At 42.1% G+C, this 21,363-nt stretch carries 20 protein-coding genes; 2 read left to right on the plus strand and 18 right to left on the minus strand.

Annotation, left to right across the window (positions count from 1 at the left end; all coding sequences use genetic code 11):
- Positions 1 to 102: 102 nt before the first annotated feature.
- Entirely contained in the window at positions 103 to 2,706 is a 2,604-nt protein-coding gene (clpB, locus tag IGI92_RS08625; protein ID WP_042890726.1) for an ATP-dependent chaperone ClpB, read from the minus strand.
- Between the two features lie 307 nt (positions 2,707 to 3,013).
- On the opposite strand from clpB, the gene IGI92_RS08630 reads away from it, so the two are divergent.
- Positions 3,014 to 4,540: an ABC-F family ATP-binding cassette domain-containing protein gene (locus IGI92_RS08630; RefSeq protein ID WP_042890725.1), complete on the plus strand. Its 1,527-nt coding sequence runs from the start codon at positions 3,014 to 3,016 to the stop codon at positions 4,538 to 4,540.
- A gap of 39 nt (positions 4,541 to 4,579) precedes the next feature.
- On the opposite strand, the gene IGI92_RS08635 is transcribed toward IGI92_RS08630, so the two are convergent.
- The 12 genes from IGI92_RS08635 to IGI92_RS08690 form a co-directional block, all read right to left on the minus strand.
- Positions 4,580 to 5,611, minus strand: a complete 1,032-nt coding sequence (locus IGI92_RS08635; protein ID WP_016620081.1) for a lysylphosphatidylglycerol synthase transmembrane domain-containing protein — start codon at positions 5,609 to 5,611, stop codon at positions 4,580 to 4,582.
- Positions 5,612 to 5,638: 27 nt separating this feature from the next.
- Positions 5,639 to 5,911, minus strand: coding sequence for a DUF1294 domain-containing protein (locus IGI92_RS08640; RefSeq protein WP_005235800.1), 273 nt, complete (start codon positions 5,909 to 5,911; stop codon positions 5,639 to 5,641).
- A 33-nt stretch (positions 5,912 to 5,944) separates the two neighbouring features.
- Complete coding sequence (locus IGI92_RS08645; protein WP_016611838.1) at positions 5,945 to 6,853, minus strand: diacylglycerol/lipid kinase family protein; 909 nt, start codon at positions 6,851 to 6,853, stop codon at positions 5,945 to 5,947.
- A gap of 101 nt (positions 6,854 to 6,954) precedes the next feature.
- Positions 6,955 to 8,187, minus strand: coding sequence for a peptidase T (pepT, locus tag IGI92_RS08650; RefSeq protein WP_301389208.1), 1,233 nt, complete (start codon positions 8,185 to 8,187; stop codon positions 6,955 to 6,957).
- Positions 8,188 to 8,198: 11 nt separating this feature from the next.
- Entirely contained in the window at positions 8,199 to 9,317 is a 1,119-nt protein-coding gene (locus tag IGI92_RS08655; RefSeq protein WP_301389207.1) for a Nif3-like dinuclear metal center hexameric protein, read from the minus strand.
- Complete coding sequence (locus IGI92_RS08660; RefSeq protein WP_008380063.1) at positions 9,314 to 10,009, minus strand: tRNA (adenine(22)-N(1))-methyltransferase; 696 nt, start codon at positions 10,007 to 10,009, stop codon at positions 9,314 to 9,316. The genes IGI92_RS08655 and IGI92_RS08660 overlap by 4 nt, the downstream gene beginning before the upstream one ends.
- Before the next feature lie 95 nt (positions 10,010 to 10,104).
- Complete coding sequence (locus IGI92_RS08665; RefSeq protein WP_008380064.1) at positions 10,105 to 10,563, minus strand: hypothetical protein; 459 nt, start codon at positions 10,561 to 10,563, stop codon at positions 10,105 to 10,107.
- A 23-nt stretch (positions 10,564 to 10,586) separates the two neighbouring features.
- Positions 10,587 to 11,519, minus strand: coding sequence for a primosomal protein DnaI (dnaI, locus tag IGI92_RS08670; RefSeq protein ID WP_008380067.1), 933 nt, complete (start codon positions 11,517 to 11,519; stop codon positions 10,587 to 10,589).
- Complete coding sequence (locus IGI92_RS08675) at positions 11,519 to 12,895, minus strand: replication initiation and membrane attachment family protein (protein WP_301389206.1); 1,377 nt, start codon at positions 12,893 to 12,895, stop codon at positions 11,519 to 11,521. The genes dnaI and IGI92_RS08675 overlap by 1 nt, the downstream gene beginning before the upstream one ends.
- Positions 12,896 to 12,908: 13 nt before the next feature.
- Positions 12,909 to 13,379, minus strand: a complete 471-nt coding sequence (gene nrdR / locus IGI92_RS08680) for a transcriptional regulator NrdR (protein ID WP_005226004.1) — start codon at positions 13,377 to 13,379, stop codon at positions 12,909 to 12,911.
- A gap of 203 nt (positions 13,380 to 13,582) precedes the next feature.
- Positions 13,583 to 14,224 carry a FusB/FusC family EF-G-binding protein gene (locus IGI92_RS08685; RefSeq protein WP_301389205.1) on the minus strand — a complete coding sequence of 214 codons (642 nt, stop codon included), beginning with the start codon at positions 14,222 to 14,224 and terminating at the stop codon, positions 13,583 to 13,585.
- Positions 14,225 to 14,470: 246 nt separating this feature from the next.
- Entirely contained in the window at positions 14,471 to 14,800 is a 330-nt protein-coding gene (locus IGI92_RS08690) for a hypothetical protein (protein WP_008380072.1), read from the minus strand.
- A gap of 177 nt (positions 14,801 to 14,977) precedes the next feature.
- On the opposite strand from IGI92_RS08690, the gene IGI92_RS08695 reads away from it, so the two are divergent.
- Positions 14,978 to 15,757 (plus strand): ABC transporter ATP-binding protein, encoded by a 780-nt coding sequence (locus IGI92_RS08695; RefSeq protein ID WP_016620074.1) that lies wholly within the window; start codon positions 14,978 to 14,980, stop codon positions 15,755 to 15,757.
- A 175-nt stretch (positions 15,758 to 15,932) separates the two neighbouring features.
- Here the strand turns inward: IGI92_RS08695 and coaE are convergent, their stop codons facing one another.
- From coaE to IGI92_RS08720, 5 genes are all read right to left on the minus strand, one after another.
- Complete coding sequence (gene coaE, locus IGI92_RS08700; RefSeq protein ID WP_086299408.1) at positions 15,933 to 16,526, minus strand: dephospho-CoA kinase; 594 nt, start codon at positions 16,524 to 16,526, stop codon at positions 15,933 to 15,935.
- Positions 16,523 to 17,365, minus strand: coding sequence for a DNA-formamidopyrimidine glycosylase (gene mutM / locus IGI92_RS08705; protein ID WP_016620072.1), 843 nt, complete (start codon positions 17,363 to 17,365; stop codon positions 16,523 to 16,525). Before mutM ends, coaE begins: the two co-directional genes overlap by 4 nt.
- A 15-nt stretch (positions 17,366 to 17,380) precedes the next feature.
- Positions 17,381 to 20,026 carry a DNA polymerase I gene (gene polA / locus IGI92_RS08710; RefSeq protein ID WP_086299407.1) on the minus strand — a complete coding sequence of 882 codons (2,646 nt, stop codon included), beginning with the start codon at positions 20,024 to 20,026 and terminating at the stop codon, positions 17,381 to 17,383.
- Positions 20,027 to 20,152: 126 nt separating this feature from the next.
- The gene (locus tag IGI92_RS08715; protein ID WP_087664096.1) at positions 20,153 to 20,845 is read right to left on the minus strand and encodes a Bax inhibitor-1/YccA family protein; all 693 of its coding nucleotides are present in this window, start codon (positions 20,843 to 20,845) and stop codon (positions 20,153 to 20,155) included.
- A complete protein-coding gene (locus IGI92_RS08720; RefSeq protein ID WP_005235769.1) occupies positions 20,838 to 21,311 on the minus strand; it encodes a MaoC family dehydratase in 474 nt (157 codons plus the stop codon). The genes IGI92_RS08715 and IGI92_RS08720 overlap by 8 nt, the downstream gene beginning before the upstream one ends.
- Positions 21,312 to 21,363 lie beyond the last annotated feature (52 nt).

Below are 21,363 nucleotides of genomic sequence, written 5' to 3' on the forward strand. Positions count from 1 at the left end.
AGCAAGGGGAACTTTTTTGTCTTATGTTGAGCGGCAAAAAAACGACGGCTGCCAATGAAACGGCAACCATCGTTTTGCATTTATCCATTTTTTATCTTTTTATTACTCGGTAATTGGCGTATTTTCAAAAACCAGCTGTTCGTTCAATAATTCAATCGTGACTTGGGTCTTTGGTAAGACTCTGCCAGCAACGATTTCTTTTGCCAATGGGGTTTCGACTTCTCTCGTGATAAACCGACGGAGAGGTCGCGCACCATATGCTGGCTCATAAGCATTTTCAGCGATCCAGCGTTTGGCTTCTTCAGTGATCGTCAACAGTATATCTTGGACTTCCAGTCGTTGTGACAGCTGTGCGATGATCTTGTCGACGATGCCTGTCACATCGTTTAGACTAAGCGGTGTGAACAAAATCGTGTCGTCGATCCGATTTAAGAATTCTGGTTTAAAATGCCCTCTCAAGAGATTACGGACATTTTCAGCAACGTTTTCTGGGATCGTCCCTTCTGCGGTCACGCCATCTAGCAAGACTTGAGAGCCGATATTGCTAGTCATGATCAAGACTGTATTTTTGAAATCAACGACTCGCCCTTTTGAATCTGTCAAACGGCCATCATCAAGCACTTGTAATAAGATATTGAAAACATCAGGATGGGCTTTTTCGATCTCATCCAATAAGACGATCGTGTATGGATTGCGTCGAACAGCTTCAGTTAATTGTCCACCTTCTTCAAACCCTACATAGCCTGGAGGGGCACCGACTAAGCGAGACACCGAATGTTTTTCCATGTATTCGCTCATATCGATCCGAACCATATGCTCTTCTGAATCAAAGAGATTGACCGCCAACGCTTTCGCTAATTCGGTCTTACCGACGCCGGTCGGACCTAAGAACAAGAAGGAACCTAATGGTCGATTTGGATCTTGCAGGCCAGCTCGTGAACGAATGACGGCATCACTGACGGCATCGACGGCTTCGTCTTGTCCGATCACTCGTTGATGCAAGGTCTCATTTAATTTCAACAGTTTTTCCCGTTCGCCTTCCACTAATTTCGCAACAGGAATCCCTGTCAAACGTCCAACGACTAGGGCAATCTCATTTTCGGTCACTGATTCTTGGACCATCCGAATGCCTTCATCTTGATTTTTTTCTTCCAGTTCAGCTAGTTCTTTTTCCAGTTGTGGAATCGTCCCATGACGAAGAACAGCTGCCCGTTCCAAATCATAGTTATTTTCAGCATCTTCCAACTCATGCTTGGCTTTATCGATCTCTGCCCGTTTGTTGGAAACTGCATTGACTTCTTCTTTTTCCGTTTCCCACTGCATTTTCATGGTATTGACTTCTTCACGCAATTCCGCCAATTCTTCTTGTAAAATGCCTAAGCGTTTTTTCGATGCATCATCGGATTCCTTTTTCAATGCGGCTTCTTCGATCTCAAGTTGCATCAAACGACGGGTAACTTGGTCGAGCTCAGTAGGCATCGAATTCATTTCCACCCGAATCGTGGCACTTGCTTCATCGATCAAATCGATGGCTTTGTCTGGTAAAAAGCGGTCCGTGATATAACGGTCAGATAAGGTAGCCGCTGCAACAAGCGCGTTGTCATGGATGTTGACGCCATGATGGATCTCGAACCGTTCTTTCAACCCACGTAAAATTGAGATCGTATCTTGAACGGTTGGTTCCTGTACCAGCACTTTTTGGAAACGACGTTCCAAAGCTTTATCCTTTTCCATGTATTGACGGTATTCATCAAGGGTGGTTGCGCCAATCGTATGCAATTCTCCCCGTGCCAGCATTGGTTTCAGTAAGTTTCCAGCATCCATGCTGCCTTCCGTCTTACCAGCACCTACAATATTGTGGATCTCATCAATAAAGAGAATGATGCGTCCATCGGCTTTTTTCACTTCTTGTAAGACAGCTTTCAAACGCTCTTCAAATTCACCTCTGAATTTAGCACCTGCGATCAAGGCACCCATATCCAGAGAAAAGATCGTTTTGTCTTTTAGGTTTTCTGGGACGTCTTTTCGCACGATCCGTTGTGCCAATCCTTCAACGATGGCTGTTTTACCAACTCCTGGTTCACCAATCAAAACGGGATTGTTTTTTGTCTTCCGAGAAAGGATGCGAATCACATCGCGAATTTCTTCGTCTCGTCCGATAATTGGGTCCATTTTTCCGCTGCGGACTTGTTGCACCAGGTCAACGCCGTATTTTTCTAAAGCTTTGTATTGTTCTTCTTGATTTTGTGAGGTCACACGATCCCCTCCTCTTAATGTTTCGATCGTTTGCTTGATTTCTTTCGCGCTGATTCCTTGTTTCTTTAAATACACCGTCAATGGATGATTTTTCAATTTCATCAACGCATAAAGGACGATTTCTGTGGAAAGATACTCGTCTTGAAATTCATTTTTTAATTGATCTGCCTCAGACAAAAGATGAAACAGATTTTGACTCATGGATTGACCATAACGAACATTTCCTCCTTCAACCGAAGGCAGTTCATCTAATAGTCGGTCGACTTCCTTTTCAAAAGCATCGACATCGAGACCTGTGTCCGTGTAAAAATTGCGGCCGAATTGATTGGCTTGCAATAAAATCTTCCATAAATGCGGAATATCAATTTCTTGATGGTGACGGGTCATGGCAATCTGCTGGGCTTCAGCGATAGCACTTTGTAATGTAGTCGTCATTTTTTCTGGGTTCATACTTTTCCCTCCCAAAATGGTAGTCAGAAAAAAGTACGCTGCAAGCAGTATCCTTTTTTCTACTCTTCTATTATACAACGTTGGTCAGTAATGGTCAAAAGTTTTCCCTCGAACATCAAGATTTTTTTCAGTATTCTTTCATGAAAATTGACAGATGGGAAGCAGCAATGGTATGCTAGGTCCTGATTGGTCAGGAACAATCGATTTTCCTGATCGTTTTGATCGCTTTTTGGCGATTTTTATTCAGTAAGATTATCTACTTAGCTGTAACGTCTACTGTTTACAGCTTTTTTATATGGAGGAAATGATGTTAACATTAACGAATATTAGCCAACAATTTGGCGACAAATTGCTTTACGAAGACGTTTCCGTTCAAATCAACCGTGGTGAAAAAGTCGGTTTGATTGGACGGAACGGCGCTGGCAAAAGTACTTTAATCAAAATCATTACAGGAGAAATTCTCCCCGATGATGGCTTCGTCCAATTTCCGAAAAATTTGAAAATGGGCTATTTGGATCAATACGTCAATGTTGATGAAACGCAATCGATCCGTGATTTTTTGCGCTCTGCCTTTGCAGAAGACTTCGAAAAAGAGCAACAGATTGCCGATCTTTATACTTCTTATGGCGAAAGCCTCGACGATAAGCTTTTAGAAAAAGCGGGCGAATTGCAAAATCAATTGGATCAAGGAAATTTCTACCAAATGGATACATTGATCGATGATCTAGCAGAAGGGTTAGGTATTTCGGTTCTCGGAATGGATACCCCCCTCGCTTCTTTAAGTGGTGGTCAACGCTCAAAACTGATCTTGGCAAAAATGCTGCTAGAAAAACCCGACATGCTGATTTTAGATGAACCGACCAACCACTTAGATGATGAGCACATCAAATGGCTAGTTGAGTTTTTACAGGACTTTACCGGTACCTATTTAGTCGTTTCTCATGATCGTCAATTCCTTAACGAAATCACGACCCATATCATTGATATCGAATTTGGCAAGCTTTCTAAGTATACGGGGAATTTAGACAAAGCATTAAAACTAAAAACGCTGCAAAATGAAAGCTATATGAAGCAATACGAAGCACAACAAGAGCATATCAAGAAAACCGAAAGCTATATTCGTAAATACAAAGCTGGTTCTCGTTCAACGATGGCAAAGAGTCGTGAAAAGCAGTTGGCAAAAATTGATCGTTTGACCCCACCGCAAGATGTCCCTAAACCCCATTTAGGATTTGATTTGGCACCAATCGTTACCACCTTGGCCTTGGAAACCACCAATCTAGTCATTGGATACGACCAAAAGCCCTTACTCTCCCCGATCAACCTAACGATCCGCTATGGCGAAAAAATTGCTATACGGGGATTTAATGGGATCGGTAAATCAACATTGATCAAAACGATTCTTGGTGTGATCCCAGCAATTGAAGGGGTCGTTTCTTACCCACAGCATACAAAATTCAATTACTTTTCTCAAGACCTTGACTGGGAATATCCATTGCAGACCCCTCTTCAATACCTTGAGGATCTTTTTCCGAAGGCCACCAACAAAGAATTGCGACGGCAACTTTCTCGGGCAGGTTTACCTAGCCAATTAGCCCAGGAAGAATTGAAGCTATTAAGTGGTGGTGAACAGACAAAAGTCAAACTAGCCGAAATGATGTTGATCAAAAGTAACTTCTTGATTCTTGATGAACCGACCAACCATATCGATCAAGATACGAAAAACAATTTGGAAGAAACCCTAGCGGCCTTTCCTGGAACAGTTTTGATCGTTTCCCATGAAGGCGAGTTTTATGAATCCTTTGTTGATCGGATCATTGATTTGAAAGACTAAAAAAACACGCTTATCCTCTATTCGAAGATAAGCGTGTTTTTAACTTTCCACTTTTTCTTTTCTTAATTCAGTCAACTCTTGGCTAATATCTTTGCGTTTTTCTTTCATTACATAAGCAAAACCAATTATGAAGGGCCAAATGAATGTTGCTAAACGGTACAGTAGCATGGAAGACGCAGCATCGACCGTGCCAACTAATGGACCAAAAAGCAGCATATAAATAAATTCAAATGATCCGATCCCTGCCGGTGTTGGAATCACCCCGGACAAGACGACGGCAAAACTGATGAAGGATAACGTCAACAAGAAATCGATCTCTGGATGCTGCACAACAAGAATCACATAAGGAATCACATACCAAGGCAGCATCTTCAAAAGATTCCACAAATAGATACGCAAGAAAGCGGTGCGGTCGGTAATGATCGCATTGACTGTTTCTCGTAAAGAATAAATTTGGGTGTTGCATTTGTCAACGATTCCTCTTAATGTCGCACTTTTGAACAGCTTATTGCTGACGATCACGAAAAAGACTTGAATGTTGATGCTGACCGAAAGTGCTAACAAAGCGGCAATGATCAAAAAAACGAGTACGATCCCCGCTAAAATTACCCAAATCATATTGGGTGCATTGTCATAGAATAGCGAAAATTGAATGATCAACCCAGCGATTGCATAAGTCAATATGGCGAACTTATACATCACCATGTGTAAGGTGGTGACCCCAACGCCCTGTGACAACTGCAAGCCATTTTTACGGTAAAAATTCACCTCTGAGATTAAGGTGCCTGCCCCAAACGTCACAATCCGATAAAAACCACTGTAACAGACGGTCAGAAACCCCGCCTTGGTTGTGAATTCCGGTTGGAAAGTCACGGCAATCTCTTTGACTGTTCGTCCTTCAATCACTAGGTACAATGTGCCAAGCCCCATAACCAGTAAGACGACGAGAAAGCTGGTCTCTCTTAGCCCCGCCAAAATATCCATCATCGAGTTACGGACAAAAAAATACATCACACCCAGAATCCCTACTAGTAAAAGTAAATTAAGGGCGAACTTCACTTTAGTTTTCATATTAACTCCTTGCTTGTTATACCGAATTTATGCAAAAAAGACCATCAGCAGGATAGCAAAAACGGTGCCAAAAGCAAAAAAGAGGTGAAACTTCTTCTTTCTTGTTTTGTGGCGAAATACGCGTTGCGCAATTAAACCGCCTAATCCTCCGCCAATCGCCCCCATAAAAAGGAGATTTGCTTCGGGAACCCGCCAACCTTGTTTCACTGCCTGATATTTATCATACCCCATCAGACAGAAAAGATAAAGATTGACTGCAATTAAATAAAACCACAATGGATTGTAAATCAGTGCATTCATCCATTTCCTCCATATGATTGATCGTAGGGATCATTATTTTGATTCTTGTGCTTCTTCAGGTACCAGCATCGTCAAACCATGTTTGATAACTTTCATCTCAATCGGTAGATCATCCGTTGGGTCGCCATCGGTTCGAGTATGAACCGTTTTTTCTTTGGCCTTTATTGAGACCTTTGCGGCAGTGAAATATTCAACACTTGGTACTTTGGCAATTCTACCACGAATAATTCTTGGTAAATACAAAATAAATCGTAAAATATTCAGTTTTGGCAAAAGAATGATATGAAACAATCCGTCATCAGGCTTTGCTTCTTCATCGAAGTTCTTAAACCCACCTGCTGAATTCGACATGACGATCGTCAGTAATTGAGTTTTCCCCTGCCATTTCCGTTCGTCAGCAATGACTTCTAATTTGTATTGTTTCTTTTTGATCAACAGATGAATGAACCGTTTCATAAACGCTAACGGCCCATATTGCTGTTTTTCTTCTTGGGAAGTGGCTGCGGCGGTATCTGCCAGAAGACCAATGGTCATGGTCGAGATCATGACTTGATCATTGACCGTCCCGTAGTCGATCGATCGCTCAACCCCCGTTAAGATCGTCTCGAAGGCCTCTTCGGGCTTCACCGGTATCCCCAACATTCTGGCAAAATTATTTACGGTTCCACCAGGAATGATGCCGACCTTCAACACATCTAACTTTTCTTTAAAGGTTTGCAATCCATGATGGATCGTCCCATCTCCACCAATGATCACAATCGTATCGACTGCGTGTTTTTCGGCAGCCTCTCGAACGTCTTTGGGATCGACGTCTGGATTTGAGGCCTGCAAGAACGCTTGATGCTCTTCGCCTTGTTCTTTCACATAGGCTTGGAATTTTTCTGCTGTTTCTTTTGCTTCACTTTTCCCCGCTGTATCATTGTATAAAACGAGAATTTTCATCCTATTCACATCCTAAAAAGGCCGGGTCTTACGCAAGACCTGCGTGAAGAGTTCCCAGCCCAAGAGTTTTTCATTTATTCCAACAAATCAAAAATCAACGTTTATGCTTGAGCATTCAGTTCGGCGATTTTTACAATCACATCGGTCGCTTTCATCATTGATTGTAGTGAGACGAACTCATAACGTCCGTGCATATTTTCTCCACCAGCAAAGATATTCGGTGTTGGAATCCCTAAATAGGAGATTTTCGAGCCATCGGTTCCACCACGAACAGGTTCTGTGATCGGAGTGATTCCCACTGCTTCCATCGCATCTTTTGCTAGATCAATGATACTCATATCTTTTTCGATGATTTCTTTCATGTTGTAGTATTGATCATATAGATGAACGTGTACTCTCGGTTCATCAAAGCGGGCATTCAAGCTTTCTTGAACCGCTAATAATTGTGCTTTTCTTTCTTCAAAACGGGTCCGGTCATGGTCTCGAATAATGTATGCCATTTTCGCTTCTTCTACTGAGCCGCTGAGACTCATCAAATGGAAGAACCCTTCTGTCCCTTCGGTTTTCTCAGGAACTTCATCAGCCGGTAGCGCATTTTGAAAATCGACTGCTAGTTGCAAAGCGTTGATCATGGTGTCTTTAGCAGTTCCAGGGTGGACATTTTTTCCTTGGATCGTAATTTCAGCTTGCGCCGCATTAAAGGTCTCGTATTGCAATTCTCCTACTGGACCGCCATCCATTGTATACGCAAAATCAACATTGAAATCTTCAACATCGAATTTATCTGCACCAACCCCAATTTCTTCATCAGGGCCAAATGCGACTTTGATTTCCCCATGTTTGATCGTTGGGTTTTTAAGTAAAATTTCCATGGCTGTCATGATTTCTGCAATACCTGACTTATCATCAGAACCTAATAAAGTAGTACCATCAGTAGTGATCAAGGTTTCCCCAGCATAATTTTTTAAATTCGGAAAATCTTTTGTGTTTAATGTGTATTTTCCTTCTTTATCTAATTTAATGGTTGATTCGCCATCGTAATTTTCGATGATCTGCGGATCAACATTCTCTGCATTAAAATCGGCGGTATCCATATGGGCGATAAAACCGATGGAGCGTACGTCATGATCCACGTTACTTGGTAATGTTGCGATCACAAAACCATTTGATTCATTGTAATGAACATCGCTTAATCCTAATTCTTCAAGTTCTTTTTGCAGTTCTTTGGCAAACGCGACCTGTGTTTGGGTAGAAGGTGTTGTCGTGCTTGTCGCATCAGAGCGAGTTTCTGTTTTTACATAATTCAAAAAGCGAGGCAATAAATTTTCGTACATAAAAGATTCTCCTATCTATAGTCAAATGGATTTGTTGAAGTGGTGGAAGGAACAAAGGTCACAGCCCAGTTCTCTTCTGCTTTCCACTGGTTGAATTTCTCAATAAACCGAGGAATACATTCCTTTTCGATATTGTGCCCTGGATCGATCCCAATCAACCCATTGGCTTGCATGTCATGGGCGAAATGGTAACTGATATCGCCAGTGATGTACACATCCGCTTGATGGCGTAAAGCATCCGAATAAAACGATTGGCCACTGCCGCCGCAAATGGCGATTCGCTGAATTTTTTCAGGTGCACCAGGAAAGCTGACGAGGCGTAAAGCAGTCAAACCAAAGCGCTCTTTGACACGTTCGACAAACTGATCAAGGGAAAGAGGCTCAGCGAGGTTGCCAACCCGTCCGATTCCATAGGTTTTCGGCAAATTGTCTAAGGCATACAGATCATAAGCTGGCTCTTCGTAAGGATGAGCAGCGATCATTGCCGAAAGCACCTTTTTCTCGATCGTTTCTGGAAAAATGACTTCGATCTTCGCTTCTTGCACCTGTTCTTCTTTTCCGATCTCACCAATGGCAGGATGTGCCGCTTGCTGTGGCGTAAAGCGACCGGTGCCAATCAAGGAATAGCTGGTATTTTGGTAATTGCCTTGCTGACCAGCACCTGCTTTACCTAATGCCTTTCGTAACGCTGGTGCCGATTCAACAGGGGTAAAAACAGCTAGCTTCTTCATTTTTACTTGATGGGTTTGCTTCAAATACGTGTCGGGTTCAACTTCTAATAGTTCACAAAACCAATCGTTCAAACCATCTTCAATAATATCCATATTGGTGTGGGCGGCGTAAACGGCAATATCATGCTTGACGAGATCCATTAGCATCTTTTGTTGTGGATCATCTGTCAGCAAGCGGTTCAAAGGCCGAAAGATCGGTGGGTGTTTGGCAATGATCAAGTCGATCTTTTTCTCGATGGCTTCTGCAACCACTTCTGGACGTACATCAAGAGTCATCATGACTCGCTCGAGCGGTTTGTTTAATGTGCCAACATGTAGACCAACAGGATCGCCTTCTTCTGCCAACCACAAAGGGCAGTATGCTTCAAAGCGTTTGATAAATTCTTGACCAGAAATCATGCCAACACCTCCTTGATCCATTCGATCTGATCCTTTAATTCATTGATTTTTTCAGCAGGTGGTTCTTTGGCTTTCTCTAACTCTTTAATGACGCGTTGTCGTTGCTTTAATTCATGTTGCCATTTTTTAAGGAAAACTGGATTTTTTTCTTTTAATAAAAAAGGACCAAAAAATAATTGCTGGGACGTATACGTCGTTTTTCCAGTTTCCGCAACGATAATTTCATAGTTTTTGTCGTTTTCTTCTAAAAGTACTTCATGAATGATTATAAAGTTGTTGCTAACGAGCCATTCTCGCAAAGTCCGTTCCCCAACATTCGGTTGTAAGACCAAGCGTTTGACTCCCGCTAAGCGATTTTTCCGGCTACCTTCTTCTAAAATCGAACGTATCAGTGTGCCGCCCATTCCAGCAATGACAACGGTGTCGATGTTGTCTTCAGGTTGAATCGCGTCCAGTCCATCTGCCAAGCGAACCACGATTTTATCAGCTAACCCGTTCTTACGCACTTGTTTGCTGGCAGAATCATAAGGTCCTTGAACAACTTCTCCAGCTACAGCATAAGAGATTTTGTTCTGCAGCATCAATGCTACAGGCAAGTAAGCATGGTCGGAACCGATGTCGGCGAAACGTGCTTGGTCGGGAATTTGTTCGCCCACGCAAGCCAAACGATCCGATAATGCATGTTCGTTCATATTGTCACTCCTTCTTTTGTAGTATAACACGCTTTCCATAAATAGAAAAAAATGTGCGTCTTGACTGTGGTGCCATTGCCAAGGCGCACATTGCATTAATCGTTCACTAATTCAACCTTTTGAATCGAGTTACCGGGAATTTGCGGTGGGATCGACATCGTCATGATCGGTATGCCTTGCAACGTCACCTGGACGGTAGCACCTTCCGTCAATTCCTCCAGATCTCCTGAATAAGCCTCGACTGGGACATGTAGGATGACCCCATCATTTTGAAAACTTTGGACGACTTGATCGTCATCTTCCACTGCCGCCACCTCTTTCAAAAAGAGTGAAAAGGTATCATCCGATCCTGCTATCGCATCTTCTTGGATAACACCAGTAAAAATTGCGGCTGTTTCCGTTTCTGATGTACTATTTGATACGGAACTGGTCTGCTCGCTAGTTTCAGAAGTTCCAGTCTCCCCATTTGCAGCGCTGTTTCCCTGATTGCCGCAAGCTGTTAAAAGCAGCATTGCTGCAAAGGATAATCCTATTATTACCTGTTTTGTCATCATCTTCTTCCTCCAGTAATAGTCAGTTATTGGCCATCATTTCGTCGGTTTTTACCAGTCATTTGAATTTCTTGTGTCAAATAACGGATACGTTCCATAATGCGCTTGGCTTTTAATGGTTCGGATTCACCTCGTTGCGTCACCGAAAGATGCTGTTCCAACTCATGCATAGTAAAATTCGAAGTAAAGAAGGTCGGCAGTTGTTCTTGCATGCGGTATTGCAATATGACACCGAAGACTTCGTCGCGAATCCAGCTGCTCATCGCATCAGCACCGATATCGTCCATCATTAAGATTGGGGCTTTTTTCACTGCGTTCAGCTTATCCCCCACCTGATCTTTGCCGATTGCTTGCTTCATCTCTACTGCAAATGTCGGGAAGTGAACCAATGTCGTCGTGTAGCCTGCCTCCGCTAAATCTCTGGCGATCGCGCCAAGCAGATAGGTTTTTCCGATCCCAAAACTTCCCACAAAGTAAAGTCCTTTATGAAATTCTTGCGGATTCGCTGTCAACTCACTAATAAAATCAACGGCGGCTGCGATAGCCTCCATGCGTCCAGGCGTTTGCTGATAATCTGCAAAGCTCGCTTCTTGAATATCTTTAGGCATATCCATCGCTTTGATGCGACTGCGAATTTCTTCTTGTTTTTGATATGCCAGTAGTTCTTTCGTTGGTACATAGGTGACGTCAATAAAATGAAAATTTAATGCTAAGCGCGGCTCATAGCCCGGTGCGATCATGGATGGATCATTGATGCGGAATTTCCGCTTTTCTTGGACGAACTCATACAGTTTCGCATAGCTTTTTTGAATATCTGCTTCGGTCAATACCTCTTCATTTTCGGCAATAAACGCTTTGACATCAGGATCTTGTAAAACCTCTGCCATCATTGCTGAAAACTGATCACGGTAATTGCGTTTATCCAATAGTTTTCCTAAGTTTTTCCCTACATCTTCCATTACTTGTCACCAGCTTTCTTATGCAAGTAGTTTTGCAGTTTTTTATCTAATTCTGCTTGTCGCTCTGGTGTTAAGGCTGTCTCTTCCACTGGTTTTTCAGCCCAAGAAGGCAGCTTTTCTTCGCGAATGATTTTTTTGCCACTAGTTTGTGGTCGGCTGCGTTTTTCCTTGGCACTTCGAACAAGGCTCCGAACATGTTTGATGGCATCTTCTGCCGTGCCGATTTTTAATTCTGACCATTGGGCGGCGATATTGTTCACATAATTCCCTGACAAAGCGGCATTGTTTTGGACCACCAAGACATAATGAACCAGAACATTGATCACACTATTAGGCAATGGTGACCGTTCGACAAGGCTCTTGATCAGCCATTGTTCTGAATCCGTCATGAAACTGTTTTTCTCCGCTTTGATCGCCTTTAGAAAAGCGATCGGTGCATTGTTCTCACTTTCTTGAATCAATAATACATCATTTTCTGAAAAACCATTCTGTTTTAAGGTATTGAAGCGGCGCAACTGACTTTCCGCTTGGGGATCTTCTCTTTTTGATGTTTTCGTGAATGTTTGTCGTGATTTCTTCATGATGGCTTGTTCCAGCTTTTTCTGGTCGACCTCGCCTGTTGTCAAAGAAACATTGTCCGCCATCAAATCCAACAATTCCAACACATCATAGCCATATAAGGAATAATATAGAACTAACTTTTGTCGAAAACTTGGCGTGAAATTAGCGGCACGGATATACCGACGCTGCGCTTCATATAAAAGAAAGTCCCAATCCAACTGCTTTTCGTCAAGCACCAAGTTCGCATTGGTTTCTTGAAAAGAATCACTGACTGCCTGTAACGTTTCTTCATGGGAAGCAAAACGTGCGGTATTTAACCCATAGGCGGCTGAGAAGGATTGAGTCACTTCCTGATAATCGGTCAAGGAACACTGCTTTGGCTGATACAGCTTGACCAGCTGATTAAATTTACGCTCTCCGACTCTTTCCAACAACAGATAGGCATACAATTCATCTTGAAAAAACGCTGCTGGATGGACCGGTTCTTGCAACCAATACAGATAGGAGGATCCGTTTTGCAAATCTGCTTTTTCATATGATTTCAGCAAGCCGATACCTTCTAGGTTTTGCTTGGCTTTTATGAAGCGAGGCATTCCGACATTCATGGCATTCAAGATATCTAGATGCACGGTCGTCATCGACTCCTCGCCAGAAATGCTTTGGGCTTGGACATCGCTTGCTAGTGTCAAATACAACGCTAAAGCATCACTTTCAATAATTGGTTGATACAAATAAATGAGGGCGTCTTTCCCTTCCGTTGTAAGTGGACGGCTTTTGAACACTTTGTACGATTGATTCGGTAAACTATTGCCCACTTGTTGTCCCCCTCTATTCTTGTGGTTCTTTCGCTTTTTCGACGATGTCTTGTAGTTCTTTTAAGAAAACTGACATGTCTTTAAACTGGCGGTATACACTGGCAAAACGGATATAAGCGATCTCGTCTAAATCAACTAGATCTTCCATCACATACTCACCAATTTGTGTCGTAGATATTTCATTTTCACCAAGAGCACGGACACGACTTTCCACATGATCGACGATTGTTTCCATCTGATCCATTGTCACTGGTCGTTTTTCAGCAGAACGAATCAAGCCCCGTAAAATTTTTTCTCGGTTGAATTCTTCACGGGCACCATTTTTCTTGATCACAAGCAACGGTGCCTCTTCAATACGTTCAAATGTTGTAAAGCGATAGCCGCAATTTTCGCACTCACGACGACGGCGAATCACACGTCCATCATCGGCTTGTCGACTATCAACTACCCTCGAATTGTTATGATGACATTTTGGACATTGCATAGTTCCACCTCATTTTCTCTCTTATGCGCTTACGTTTTCACGTAAAGTCATCGGTTTCTATGATTAATTATAACATGAAATCCATTGGTACAATAGCCAAAGTGGTTTATTCTGTTCATTTAATACAAAATTTAAATAATGCTATAACTGTTGTTTTTTTCAATGAGAAAAAACGGCAGAAAGATTTCTGCCGTTTCATTTCGTTATTTATCTTTCATTTGCAGCAAAGAAACAAAATCATGCAAATTTGCTGGCTGTTCCAACTGCTGATTGCACCTTTGGCTATCACGGCAAATATAATTCCCGCGTTTCGTATATGTTCCATCGCCGTTGCTCTTGGTCAAAGAAAGAAACATCGACACATTTCCTTCATGCTGGCACAAGGGACAGATCCCTTTTTTGACCTCGGTTGACACATGACCGTGAAGTCCTGTAAATCCCTGCTCAGTGGCTATGATCATAAACTTGCTTTGACTACCGATATCATCCCAAGCAAGATAAGTGGTCTCTTTTAAATCAACGGAAGCAAAATCAGGTATTTTCAGTTTTTTTACTTTCCGAAACATTTTTTCAATTTGTTTTGTTGTCGGCACCTGAAAGGGTCGGACGTACTCTTTGAGTTCTGTTAACAGCTCATTGCTGCGACTGATCGTCATCCCCTGTTGAAAGAAAGCAGTTAAAATTTCACGTGGTGCTGTTTCTTCTTCAGGAAAAAAATGTTCTATGGCGTCTTTGGTCATCGTTTCAACCGTTTTGATCGTTCGAGGATCATTCACCGATTGATAGGTTCGAACTAATTGGTATACTTGATGTTTAATTGAATGAAATTGGTAAGGTTCGATCATAAAAAAGCCTTCTTTCTAATTTTCCGTTTCCTATTGCGGCTGTTCTACTTTCTTGACAGTCGTACACAATGCATAAATAAGCATTTGATGACCACCTCCCAATTTCTTTGCTTCTCTCTATGCGATCTTAATGGATTATAATGAGATGTTGAGCAATTGTCAACTGAGCAGTAGTCTCTTGACTCTTCATCCACTCTGGTTAACAAAAAAATGCCTCGTCTAGAAGACGAAGGCATCCGTGTTCAGTTATAATTTATCTTCAATTCCAGTATAATGCTTCAGCTGGTCTGCATCTCGACGATCGGCAGAAGAAATTTTATTGGCATCAGGATTTTCAGCTCGCAACAATTCTTCACTGCTGACATTTTCTGGGGTAGTTCGATCATTGCGGGCATCGCGCTCGTCATTTTGATCTTCTAATTCATTGACTCTTTTTTGATCGTGCTCTTTCTTGATCTGACCTTCGTGTGCTTGTTCTTTCCCAGAATGGGCAAGTTCTTCATTATTGGTCCACTCACCGATTTTTTCTTTAGCCTTGCCAACGATCACATCTTTTTCGTCTTTAAAAGTACCCATAGTTATCATCCCTCCTGTATAGTTTCATCATAACAAGCATTCTGAATTCTGACAAAAGATATGAATGCGATACCAAACAGTCAGCAAAATGTTTTTCTTTATGCTATAATATGAGCGATTATTTTCTGAATATTCTTACAACTGGAGGTGAAGAACCTGTTTAAGGTTCGACAATAGATGACAATCCTCGATTTCCAACAGGTTTCATTCGTTCGCGACAAGAACTATTTATTAAAAGCGATCAATTGGCAAGTGAAAAAAAATGAGCATTGGGTGATTTTAGGTCTGAATGGTGCTGGCAAAAGTTTATTACTCCAAATGATCACGGGAAGTTTATGGCCTTCTTCTGGTCAACGAACGGTCTTAGGTGAGCGTTACGGAAAAACGTCTGTGCCCGATCTTCAACGGCGCATTGGTTGGGTCAGTTCAGCGCTGCAAAGCAAGTTTTATGGTCGCGATCTTGCCGAAGAGATCGTTCTTTCGGGGCTTTATTCCAGTATTGGTCTTTATGAGTCCTATGAAGAAGAGCAGCTGATCCAAGCAAAAGCGCTTTTGACTGACTTAGGTTTGTCGCATTTGATCAATCGTTCCTATCACGTCCTTTCTCAAGGGGAAAAACAATTTGTCATGATCGCACGGGCCATGATGGCACAACCAGAGATCCTGATTTTGGACGAACCTTGTACGGGCCTTGATCTATTTGCGCGAGAAGAACTGCTAACCCGTCTGGAGGCTTTTTCACAACTGCCGAATACGCCGACTCTTCTTTACGTTACCCATCATACAGAAGAGCTACTACCGATTTTCACTCATTTGCTGATGTTAAAAAACGGCAAAGTCCACGCCGCTGGTCAACGAGAGACGATTTTTACTGAGGAGGTTCTCACCTCTTTTTATGATCAGCCGATCGTTCTTCACCCCTTTTCCAGCAATCGCGTGATCGTGACCCCAAAATAAATCAGGGCTGGTACTTTGATATTTAACCATTCATAAACGATCGTCTTACTTTCCAAACCAAACAGTTTCCGACATGTTTCAGCGCCAGTTGTTTTTTGGAAATGATAGGGCTAGGTTTGCTATTGAAAGATAAAATAGCAGGTTCCCTTTAGTGAAAGGGAACCTGCTGCTTTACCTATTTATTTATAGATGCGAGCCAATCATCGATCTGCTGATTGAGTTGGGCGATCGTTCCTTGATTATCAAAGACAATATCGGCCCGTTGTTTCTTTTTCTCAATTGAAAGCTGACTGTCGATTCGTTGTTGCGCGTCTTGCTCATTCAATTGATTACGTGCCATCAACCGCTCTTTTTGAATCGCTTCTGGCACATAAACGACTGCGGTTTGATCCATGTATTGGTCGTAGTCGGCTTCATAAAGCAAAGGAATGTCAACGATCAACAAGGGCACTTCCTGTTTTTTTTCTTCGATCTGAGACAAAATCTCTTGTCGAATAAAAGGAGATAACGTCTGATTCAGCATGCGGCGTTTTTCTGGATCGTTAAAAATCAAAGCACCGAGGGTTTGTCGATCTAGGTGCCCATCATCGGTCAAAATCTGCGGACCAAAGGCTTGCGTCACCGCCTGCAAGCCCTCCGTATTCGGTTCAACGACTTCTCTTGCGATGATATCGGCATCAATAATCGGTAAACCCAGTGATCGAAAATGCGCGACTGCAGTACTTTTTCCAGTGGCAATTCCCCCAGTGACGCCTAAAACAAAACTCATTTGTTGGACCTCACATGCAGTTTTTGACACTGAGGACAAAAATGCGTCCCCCGTTGGGCAACTTTGATCTTGACGATTGGTGTGCCACATCGGCCACAAGGATTGCCTGTCTGGCCATAGACATTTAATGACATTTGGAATTTCCCGGCTTCTCCTAGTGCATTGAGATAGGTCCGAATGGTAGTTCCGCCTGCTTCAACAGCTCGCTCTAAGACATCGATGATTGCTTCATGCAGCACATCTACTTCAGTTGGCATTAATGAATCCGCTGGTTGCTCTGGATGGATTTTTGCTTGCCACAGCGCCTCATCTACATAAATATTGCCCAAACCAGTAACGAGCTTTTGGTCAAGCAATAACGGTTTGATGGCTTTTTTCGAACGCTTCAATCCTTGTTCAAATGCTTCTAATAAAAACAATTCAGGCTTAGGTTCAGGACCTAATTGCATGATCCCTTTATAGGCTGCGCTTTGGTCTTTATCCACTAAGGTCATACGACCAAATTTTCTTACATCATGGTAATTTAACTGACTGCCATCTGTAAAATGGAAAATGACATGTGTATGTTTATCGACAATCGGGTCTGACTCAAAATACTCGTACTTGCCTTCCATTCGTAGATGAGAGATCAGATCATAATCTGTCAATTTAAAAATCAAAAATTTTCCACGTCGTTCAAATTTTTCAAAACGTTGCCCTTTCAACAGTGCCGAAAAGATCGGCACTTCAGGACTTTCGATGATTCGCGGCCAAAGGATCTCGACCGATTCGATCGTTTTATTTAAAACAAGTTTTTCAAGTCCTTTGCGGACCGTTTCAACTTCTGGTAATTCCGGCACCTCTGTTCACCTCATTTATTTTGCATCGTACCATGTTTTGCCCCAATTGCTGTCTGTCAGTAAAGGGACATGCAATGCAACGGCTTGCTCCATCACTTCTTTCACTAAAGCGTCAAGACGAGGCAATTCAGATTCAGGTACTTCAAAGACTAGTTCATCGTGTACTTGCAGCAGCATCGTTGCTGCTAATTTTTCTTCTTTCAAACGTTTCGCCAGATCGATCATGGCAATTTTTAAGATATCCGCCGCACTTCCTTGAATCGGTGTATTGATGGCGGTTCTTTCAGCAAAAGTTCGAATATTGAAATTGCGAGAATTAATATCAGGTAAGTAACGACGGCGATGATACAAGGTTTCAACGTACCCTTTGTCCTTCGCCTCACGAACCACATCCTCCATATACGTTTTCACACCAGGATATTTTTCAAAATACGTATCGATGTATTGTTGGGCGGCTTTTCTGGTGATTCCTAGATTCTGTGATAATCCATAATCAGAAATACCATAAACGATACCGAAGTTGACCGCTTTGGCTTGACGACGCATATTTGGTGTCACATCTTCTGCTTTTTCGATACCAAAGACTCGCATCGCTGTGCTTGAATGGATATCTTGACCTTCGATAAAGGCTTCTTTCAAATGGGTATCATCTGAAATATGTGCCAACACCCGCAATTCGATTTGAGAGTAGTCAGAAGAATAGATAACCCAATCAGCTTCTCGTGGCACAAAGGCTTCGCGGATCTTTCGACCTTCTTCTAAACGAATCGGAATGTTTTGTAAGTTTGGATCGACAGAACTTAAACGACCAGTTTGGGTCAAGGTTTGTACATATCGCGTATGGACTTTGCCATCTCCTTGGATCACTTTTAATAAGCCTTCTACATAGGTTGATTGGATCTTAGCGATTTGACGATAAGTCAAAATGTCTTCAACGATTGGTGCTTGCTCTTTTAGTTGTTCTAACACATCGACTGCGGTCGAATAGCCAGTTTTGGTTTTTTTGATAACTGGTAAGCCCATTTTTTCAAATAAAATCACACCCAGTTGTTTCGGCGAGTTTAAGTTGAAGGTTTCTCCAGCTTCGGCGTAGATTTTTTCTTCAATTTCATGCAACCGTTGTGCAAATTCGCCCTTCATCTGATGCAAGCGAGACGCATCAACTTTGATGCCGGTAATCTCCATCTCAGCTAAAATCATTGATAAAGGCAGTTCCATTTCTTCAAAGAGCGCTGTTTGATTTTTTGCTGCCAATTCTTCCGTAAGTTTTGGTGTTAGGTTTGTAATCGCCGCTACTTTACGGGCTAAATGAGCAAAGAAGTCTTCCTCATCCGCCGGCAGCCCTTTTTTCGCTCCTTTTCCATAAATCGCTTCATCCGATTGGATCGCATCATAGCCATAGTGAGCAGCAACACCTGCGATGTCATTATTCGTATCATTCGTGTCTAAAAGATAAGCTGCCAATAAAACATCAAAAGCGATTCCCTTTGGTGCTGTCGTGTACCGGTTTAACGCCACGTACGTGCGTTTGGCATCATAGACGAATTTTTTACGTTTCTCGTCTTTTAACCAATCGGTAAAGGCTGGACTTTCAAACAATTCTTCACGATTGCTGACATAAATTTTTTCTTGATTGCCCCAAGCAACACCGACAATGTCTTCCAAATGATAGTTATCCCCCATCATCTCGACATACAATGCTGTGTCTCCCTGGAACATATCTTCCGTTACTTCTTCAACGACCGAAAACAAAATGTCTTCCATCTCAACTGGTTCAGCTGTAATTTGCAGCTTATCTAAGAAGCTATTAAAGTTCATTTCTTGGTAGAATGGCACCAATTTCTCTAAATCTTTGCCTTCATATTTCAGTTTGTCGACATCGACCTCAATGGGCGCATCCACATCGATGGTTGCTAATTGTTTTGAAAGAAAGGCGATCTCACGGTCATTGATCAAGTTTTCTTTCATCTTGCTTTTTTTCATTTCATCGATGTGTTCATAGATTCCCTCAACGGAGCCATATTCCTTTAAAAGCTTAATGGCTGTCTTCTCACCAATTTTGGTGACGCCGGGAATATTATCGGAAGCATCGCCAGCTAGTCCTTTCATGTCGATGATTTGTAAGGGTGTTAGGCCGTCATATTTTTCAGCCACATGAGCGGGCGTATAACTTTCAATTTCGCTAACGCCTTTGACCGTAATGTCAACTTTCACGTGCTCCGTTGCCAGCTGGGTCAAATCGCGATCGCCAGATAAAACGACGACATCAAATAGCTCTTTATCGACTTTATTTGCCAATGTGCCAATGATATCATCGGCTTCATAGTTATCTAATTCGTAGTATTGAACACCTAACGCGTTGATCAATTCGCGAATGTAAGGCATTTGTTCTTTAAATTCCCCAGGGGTTTTTGAACGCCCACCTTTATAATCTTCATACATCGCTGTCCTGAAGGTGGTTTTTCCAGCATCAAAAGCCACTAAAACATGTGTTGGCTGTTCTTTTGCCATCACATTTTCAAACATAGTATGAAACGCATAGATGGCATTTGTGTGCAGCCCGTTGGCATTTTTAAACCGTTCTAATGAATTATGCAACGCAAAAAACGCGCGAAAAGCCACACTATTCCCATCAACGAGTAGTAATTTATTTTTTGGCATTTGATTACTCCTTTTCTCAAAAAGTTCCTCTTTATTCTATCAAAGAACGGGCACAAAAGCGATGAATTGCTTTGTTTTCTCTCTCATTTTATACAAAAAAAAAAGGCGAGTTTCCTCGCACTTTTTTTAGTTGTTTTTGCCAAAGATTCGCAATAACGCTAGGAATAAGTTGATGAAGTCTAAATACAGTTGTAATGCCATGAAAACGGCCACTCCTGTATTTGCGCCACCATTCGTTGCGAAGTATACATTGCGGATTTGCTGATTGTCATAAGCGGTGATTCCCATAAAGACAAAGACGGTCACGATCGATAAGAAAAAGTCAACCGGTTGACTGCGTAAAATAAATACATTCAAGAGCGTTGAGATGATGATCCCGATCAACAGACCATAGCCGATACGACCAACCACACTTAGATCACGTTTGGTCATGATCCCAAATGCTGACATGACACCAAAAGTGACGGCTGCTGAAACAAATGCCCCCACGATCGATCCAAAGTCATAGATCATCAATGTCACAGACAAGGTCAATCCATTCAAGAGCGAATAGACTAAAAAGCCAGCAACGGTCAAGGACGGATTTTTCTGCGCCTTCACACCTAATACAATGACTAAAATGATCTGTAAGATCCAAAGACCGGTAAATCCTAGCGGAAAATTGTTGATAAATTGCAGGGTTTGCGCTTTGAAGACTTCCCCAAAAATATAGGCCGAGATCGCACTGATCGCAAGCCCAACGCCGAAGAATAAATACACTTTTGAATAAAAGCGATTTAAGCCTTGAGCTTGGACGGTTTCATTGTTTAAATTATTCATCTTGTTGTTCCTCCTCATTTACTGCTACTGCTTTTGGCGGCTGGACCATGACCACAGCATCTAAAATACGATGATCTTCTGTGTTGATCGCTTCAACCGAAATAGTTACCACGTCTTTCATTTTATCCACTTTGATCACTTCGAATTCAAAGGTCAATGTTTCATAATGATATACAGGTTCAATAAAGTTCACCGAAAAATTGACTACATGAGAGCCAGGACCAGGCAAATGTTTCGATACGGCACTGGTGATGATCCCCATCAACATGATGGATGGTACGATGGGACGCTGATACTCAGTATTTTGCGTGTAGTCATGTTGAATATACAAAGGGTTTGCATCATTAGTAAGTCCTAAATATAACAACAGTTGATTGTCTTCGATCGATTCTGTTAAGGATAACGAATCGCCTTCCTCGATATCTTCAATACTTTTCCCTATTTTTCGCGGTTTTCCTATATTCAAAATTTAATTCCTCCAAAAAGAATAGTTTCATCTGAGTATATTCTATCAGATG

It is taken from the genome of Enterococcus sp. DIV2379 (assembly GCF_050542965.1).
GTDB lineage: Bacteria > Bacillota > Bacilli > Lactobacillales > Enterococcaceae > Enterococcus_D > Enterococcus_D entomosocium.

What these genes read in the sequence shown, in the direction of transcription:
- IGI92_RS08695 (WP_016620074.1), top strand. Translation starts at nt 14,978, where the DNA reads ATGACAATCCTCGATTTCCAACAGGTTTCATTCGTTCGCGACAAGAAC.
- IGI92_RS08640 (WP_005235800.1), bottom strand. Translation starts at nt 5,911, where the DNA reads ATGAATGCACTGATTTACAATCCATTGTGGTTTTATTTAATTGCAGTC.
- IGI92_RS08665 (WP_008380064.1), bottom strand. Translation starts at nt 10,563, where the DNA reads ATGATGACAAAACAGGTAATAATAGGATTATCCTTTGCAGCAATGCTG.
- IGI92_RS08660 (WP_008380063.1), bottom strand. Translation starts at nt 10,009, where the DNA reads ATGAACGAACATGCATTATCGGATCGTTTGGCTTGCGTGGGCGAACAA.
- clpB (WP_042890726.1), bottom strand. Translation starts at nt 2,706, where the DNA reads ATGAACCCAGAAAAAATGACGACTACATTACAAAGTGCTATCGCTGAA.
- IGI92_RS08655 (WP_301389207.1), bottom strand. Translation starts at nt 9,317, where the DNA reads ATGATTTCTGGTCAAGAATTTATCAAACGCTTTGAAGCATACTGCCCT.
- IGI92_RS08645 (WP_016611838.1), bottom strand. Translation starts at nt 6,853, where the DNA reads ATGAAAATTCTCGTTTTATACAATGATACAGCGGGGAAAAGTGAAGCA.
- IGI92_RS08630 (WP_042890725.1), top strand. Translation starts at nt 3,014, where the DNA reads ATGTTAACATTAACGAATATTAGCCAACAATTTGGCGACAAATTGCTT.
- IGI92_RS08690 (WP_008380072.1), bottom strand. Translation starts at nt 14,800, where the DNA reads ATGGGTACTTTTAAAGACGAAAAAGATGTGATCGTTGGCAAGGCTAAA.
- IGI92_RS08715 (WP_087664096.1), bottom strand. Translation starts at nt 20,845, where the DNA reads ATGAATAATTTAAACAATGAAACCGTCCAAGCTCAAGGCTTAAATCGC.
- coaE (WP_086299408.1), bottom strand. Translation starts at nt 16,526, where the DNA reads ATGAGTTTTGTTTTAGGCGTCACTGGGGGAATTGCCACTGGAAAAAGT.
- IGI92_RS08635 (WP_016620081.1), bottom strand. Translation starts at nt 5,611, where the DNA reads ATGAAAACTAAAGTGAAGTTCGCCCTTAATTTACTTTTACTAGTAGGG.
- IGI92_RS08685 (WP_301389205.1), bottom strand. Translation starts at nt 14,224, where the DNA reads ATGATCGAACCTTACCAATTTCATTCAATTAAACATCAAGTATACCAA.
- pepT (WP_301389208.1), bottom strand. Translation starts at nt 8,187, where the DNA reads ATGTACGAAAATTTATTGCCTCGCTTTTTGAATTATGTAAAAACAGAA.
- dnaI (WP_008380067.1), bottom strand. Translation starts at nt 11,519, where the DNA reads ATGGAAGATGTAGGGAAAAACTTAGGAAAACTATTGGATAAACGCAAT.
- polA (WP_086299407.1), bottom strand. Translation starts at nt 20,026, where the DNA reads ATGCCAAAAAATAAATTACTACTCGTTGATGGGAATAGTGTGGCTTTT.
- nrdR (WP_005226004.1), bottom strand. Translation starts at nt 13,379, where the DNA reads ATGCAATGTCCAAAATGTCATCATAACAATTCGAGGGTAGTTGATAGT.